This is a genomic window from Candidatus Cyrtobacter comes, assembly GCF_034470605.1.
Lineage (GTDB): Bacteria > Pseudomonadota > Alphaproteobacteria > Rickettsiales > Midichloriaceae > Cyrtobacter > Cyrtobacter comes.
Genome location: NZ_JARGYT010000078.1, coordinates 1 through 5,693, shown reverse-complemented (window position 1 = coordinate 5,693; position 5,693 = coordinate 1). Strand labels below are relative to the sequence as shown.

Annotated in this window: 5 protein-coding genes; all 5 read right to left on the bottom strand. The window is 32.0% G+C overall.

What is annotated here, in order from left to right:
- Positions 1–104: 104 nt before the first annotated feature.
- The 5 genes from Cyrtocomes_RS04970 to terL all read right to left on the bottom strand — a co-directional run bounded on the left by Cyrtocomes_RS04970 (position 105) and on the right by terL (position 5,505).
- Entirely contained in the window at positions 105–821 is a 717-nt protein-coding gene (locus Cyrtocomes_RS04970; protein ID WP_322498091.1) for a hypothetical protein, read from the bottom strand.
- A gap of 39 nt (positions 822–860) precedes the next feature.
- Positions 861–1,784, bottom strand: coding sequence for a hypothetical protein (locus Cyrtocomes_RS04965; protein WP_322498090.1), 924 nt, complete (start codon positions 1,782–1,784; stop codon positions 861–863).
- A 33-nt stretch (positions 1,785–1,817) separates the two neighbouring features.
- Positions 1,818–2,027, bottom strand: a complete 210-nt coding sequence (locus tag Cyrtocomes_RS04960; RefSeq protein ID WP_322498089.1) for a hypothetical protein — start codon at positions 2,025–2,027, stop codon at positions 1,818–1,820.
- A gap of 232 nt (positions 2,028–2,259) precedes the next feature.
- Positions 2,260–4,368 carry a hypothetical protein gene (locus tag Cyrtocomes_RS04955; protein ID WP_322498088.1) on the bottom strand — a complete coding sequence of 703 codons (2,109 nt, stop codon included), beginning with the start codon at positions 4,366–4,368 and terminating at the stop codon, positions 2,260–2,262.
- 162 nt (positions 4,369–4,530) lie between these two features.
- On the bottom strand, positions 4,531–5,505 hold the full coding sequence (gene terL, locus Cyrtocomes_RS04950; RefSeq protein WP_322498087.1) for a phage terminase large subunit: 975 nt from the start codon (positions 5,503–5,505) through the stop codon (positions 4,531–4,533).
- Positions 5,506–5,693 lie beyond the last annotated feature (188 nt).

The window sequence follows — 5,693 nt, the reverse complement described above, 5'->3', positions numbered from 1 at the left end:
TTCGCTAAACTCAAAGAAAATCGACGCTTAGCATTACGATTTGAGAAATCCGATCTCTCTTTCCTTGCCTTTATAGCTTTAGCATCTATTAAATACAACCTTTGTTAACAGTGCCTAGCATCTTTTTCTGGGTTAACCCAGAAATTTTTTGATGTTTTACCCCATCCTTGCAGCATGGAATTAACATATGAAATCTCCAACTTTTCTGCTAAATCTCTTAGTATGTTTTCTGTATCTATAATCAAAAAATCGCTATCAACAAATGCAAATTTGATATGTGACTTATGTTTTTCTGCATATTGAATAAATTCCCCCAAAGCTTTCCAAGAAGTCTTAGAAAATGAACCTTTAACATACCTAGTAGTATCTAATAATTGCTTTGTAGCAAAAAGCAATTTTTGTTCCACTTCAAGCTGTACAAATGTATCTAAACCCTTAGCAATAGAGTCATTGATTGTTCTAATAACTAAAGATTCACAAGTTCTATGCATATCTCTTATAAGTACTATGCATCCATAAGAAAGTTTAAGTAGTTCATCCCACTCTTGATGATTTAAGCTATTTGCCATTTCTTGAACCAAGAGAGTTATTGGCTTTGAATCTTTTGTGCTTGAAAATTCCTTATATCTTTTCAAAATATTAGCTAATCCTTTATTGAATCCATTTTCCTTATAATAAAATGGCTCATCTAACTGTACAGTAATATCTGGAGATTCTGTCAATATTCTTTGAAATACAGTTGTGCCACCTCTTGGCACACCAACCGCCAAAACCAATCTTAATTTTCCTTCTTTAACTAAATCTTGAATTTTAGTTAACATACTGTTTGGATTTATAAAAATACTACGTGTTTTATCTTATTATATTTGCCTTACATTGGTTTTGATAGTTATTTCTGTGCCAAAATACTCTCTAAACTTCTCTCTACGCTCGGATAAAAATTTATATATATTTTCTTGAAATGATCTATTATTATAAGGCAACTCTTCACTCAATTTATCTAACAACTCATACTCCTGTTTTGGAACTTGGCTCAGAATATCTTTTAGTTGTTGATCTGTTATTTGCAGAATAGACCGCAATCCATCTAGATAATAACTATAACTTTCAGAAACACCTCTGTTTTTGCGAAGAATTGAATCAATATGGGGGTTACGCCTTGATGCATTAAACAATATTTCTTCATATAATCGCTCACAACTCTTATCAGAAGGTCCACCTTGTATAAATATGTTGGCTTGTGGTAAAAGGTGTAGCCTTTGATTAAAGGCAAGCTCATTTATAGCAAGTGCATCTGAACCTAAAATCTCTGGTAGTTTTGATTTAAATGTATTTTTTAGGCTAGAAAATAGAGCCATATCTAAATCTATACTAATTATATCAAAATCCCCATTTTCTTTTATCATAATACCAGTGTTGTAACCTTTTCTATTTAAGAAATCACCTATAGAAAGATAATGCGCAAAGGCTACAGCCTTGTAGAACTTTCTCTGAAAATCTTGAGAAGATAAACTGATTATCCCTTTTATATATTCAGACATATAACCTTGTAATTGCCTAACGTGCTCTTGATTCTTTGGTTTAAGCGAAAGTGCTTCTTGCATAGCATTGCTTGTTTCAAGAAATTTTAATCTCAATTTACGAAAAGCTTCAGCATCATGCAAAGCTATACCAAAACAATCTATCACCTCTTGTTTATCGTAATTTCTAATAGCCTCAATTAAATCATAAAAATGAACTTTTTTGCTATAATAAGAGTATGATCTTATATCAACAACATTCATCAATCCTTCTTTGGTTTTGGCAAGCGTATCTTTTTAGTCTATAGATAAGTAGTCAAATATCGGAAATTCAGGTATAAGTAATTTTAAAACCTTTGCAGCAATCACACTAGAGGCTGCATAAAGTGTGGAAACAGATTTACAAATAAACTCACAACCATCACTGTCTGTCAGTAGAACTTTTGGCTCCGCACCACCTATTGTGGTATCTACTCTGAACGATGTAAAGATAATATGGCCTCTCATAGTAGGTAATAAAACCAATATAGAGGTTAGATTATATCAAAGAACAAGTAAGGTTGAAATAGAAGAGCTAATATATATTAGAGGGTGTAGTCAGTTCAGTTGAATTAGCATAGAAGTACCTCACATAACTGAGTAAATTCAGAATACTTTTGGAGATAAGAATGAATAATCCACTACAGCTAATCCAGCCACACCAATGCTGGATTAGCCTCTCATTACCACCTCATTATAATCAGCTTCTTATTATCGTCTCTGTATCTCTATTATTAGAAACCCTATTTAGCCAATGCCCCGATTTCTCTAGATTATCTATAATACTTCCTGCTATATCCTTCATATCGTTATATATCTCTTTATCTATTTTTTTATCTGTCAGCGCTTTAATTGCATCATATACCTTAGTTGTAACTGTACTTATAAAAGACATTATAATATTTTGTTCAGCTTTAGCCTTGCTAGCTTCAGGGCCTTGAAGATCCTCCACCTTTTTTATTGCATCTTCTACAGAGTCTATAATATCCCCAATTATATTATTTTTTTCATCATTAGTTAATTGAATACTATAACCTGAAAACAACTCATTATGTTTTTCTAAAAGTTTATCAATCAAGTTTGTGCATATTTCACCACTATCCAAACCTTTAGACATACCTTTCTTAAACGTTTCTGTCATGCCAGATGCAATAATAGCAAACATTTTTTCTGGCATTTTAAAAAGGTTACTCTCCTTATAATAATCAGGTAGGCGCTCGATACAATTAGTGCCTTTAAGTACTTTAATAAGTTGATCAGGAGTTACCTTATCTAAATCATATTGATAAAAAGGGATATTAATTGCTCTTACCCCCTCTGGTAACCCAAGCTGCTTATGCAATATTTTATCAGTCTCTAAAAGGCAGCTAGATACTACTTTAGCTACAAATTCAGAACAAATCATTTTTTCCTCTATAAAGCCTCCTTGCTCAAAGAATAAATTGTAAATATTGTTAAGTTGCGCATCAGCTTCTTGTTTTGCTAGTTTTTTAGTATCAGTACCTTTTTTAATTCCAAATTTCTCTGTAAACTTACCTAAAAGCTCGTTTGCACCGGCCAAGCTCCTCTTATTAGTAGAATTTTGCATTTCAAATAGTCCACTATCTAACTCTATATGAACATTTCTATAAATTTCGTTTATTTGTTCTAAATCGTCACCAAATTCTTCTTTTGCAATTTTCATGGCTTCAGGTGTAAGCAGCTTCCTTACATCAACCCTGAATACATCTGAAAAAAGAGCATCTTGCACATAAAATTCCTCTACTTCATACCTCCCAACCACATGCGATAGCTTTATTTCTTCATCTAATAATGCAGCATGCCCATAAATACCATTGGTAAATAATGTAAATTTCTCCTCATCACCAGGCTTCCTATTTTGTAATTCAAGTTCTGATTTTATGTTATGCACAACAATATCACCAGGCTTGAAATGCTCATTTGCAAATTCTTCAAACCTTGAATCCATCACTTGTAATATACCATCAACAGTATAATATAGATCCCTTAGATCATCTAATTTCCCTTGGTAGCGACCTGCTTTGCCAACAATCCCTTCGTATATATCTTCTAATGTATAATTAGCACTACGAATATCAACCAATTTACCATATTCACTTAATGACATTCTGCTACCATACTCAATACCACCCCCTTCATCTAATTCCTGAATGATATATTCAAATCTATCCTGAAACTTCAATAAGTCATCGAGATGCCTACTTTTGTACGAAAGCCTCATAAGTGAATCAATAGAATCCTCGTATATGGCTTTATTAAGCGAGCTTTGTGATTTCTTTAAATTATCTAACTCCTTATTCAGTTCTTGATTACCTATAGAATATTCTAAAAATTTATGAAAAAGCCGATTATCAAACTTAGATATCTCAATCCTTACACCATCATTAATTAATTTTTGTACCGTATCTGGATCACGCTTATTTGTAGCCATTAAATGAATAATGTACGTAAAAGTCTCCTTAGAACTAAGATCTGACTCCATTCCTCTATAACCATCATGACTAATGGTGTTTTTTCTAAAAATGACGTTAGCTAATTGCTTATCTATAATATTATCTTTCACTAATAATTCAATTAGCTCTTTTTCTATATCATTTTTAGATAAGTTATTATCCTCTTCTAAACAGTTATCTATTTTTTTATCAATAAGTAATTTTACTGAAGATAATAACCTATAAACATTATAACCAAAGACACTACCATATAGTCTTTTCCATTCTTCAATTCCTTTTATTGCCAAGTTTATTTGACTTTTTAGCTCATTATATTCTTCTTTTCTAATAATCATATTAATAACAACTCATTATGCCCATACATAAGAATATGTTAATAAGCAGTATCTAAAAAACAACCGGTTAGACTAATATTTAATAGAAATAAAATGGAATTGGATAATAAGCCCACTCAAACACTATCTGCACTGAACATAAATTTTCTGCAAAATTGATATTCATAAATCTTGAAGATTATACATTTTATAACAAACATCTTTTTGATTTTTATGCCAAATAAAAAACTGTGTAAGCGCATCTACCTGATCATCATGCGCTACATATGGAAAATTAGTTAACTCTTCCTCAAATTCACAAAGCCAGTTTGCTTTATATGGAATTAGGAAATTCCCTAATTCTATGTTGTATGAAGAGATTATAAGCCTGGTTTGCTTATCCCATTTTGGTAAGCATTTTACTACTGGAAGCTCGTGCCTGAGATCTTGTAACAACTGCTGTCCACTTGCCTTATCTTCGATTAAAATGCTACTAGGCTGATATTTATTAGCTAACTCCACAATTAGAGTTTTTAATTTCGAATATATTAGTTTTTTTCTCAATATATCTATTAGATATATTTTATCACCATAAAGCCCAAAAGTTGCACATACTGTATAATCTGATCTATCATCACATTTTATCGCACAATCCCAACTTTGATAAATTTTCTCAAATTGAGGAGGGTTTTTATATTTAATTAACCATTTTGGATTTATTATTCCATTTTCAATCTGCTCAGGATTTTGTTGATATTGCGAGGCAAATGCATATGAACCCAGCTCTTTTTTAGCATTTTCTATATCACGTATACCTTCTCTATCTAAATGCAGTAACTCACCTTTTTTTCTCGTAAATTTTACACATCCAAAATTTATCTTTGTGTTTTTTGTGCAAATTGCTGGTAATGAAAGATGCTCCCATCCACCAGACCTTAATAAAAGACCACTCAAATCATCGTTGTGCAGCCTTTGCATAATTAATACAATGGCCCCATGCTTTTTATCATTTAATCTACTCATAAATGATTGCCTAAACCAAGAAAGTGCTCTTTGTCTAAATTTATTACTCAGTGCTTGCATTGGAGTTAGCGGATCATCCACAATTAAAAAATCCGCCCCCTCTCCAGTTAGGGTACCACCTATGGATGTGGACATCCTAAAACCATGCTGAGAAGTTATGACTTTATTCTTGGTACTCGATATTATTTTGAGCGGAAAGGATCTATTATACCAATCTGAAGATATTAGGCACTGTTAACAAAGGTTTTGCCAAATAATGGAAAAGATGCAATATTATATTGGAGGCGATAAATATGGTATTTAGATGGATAAAAGGTTGTTTC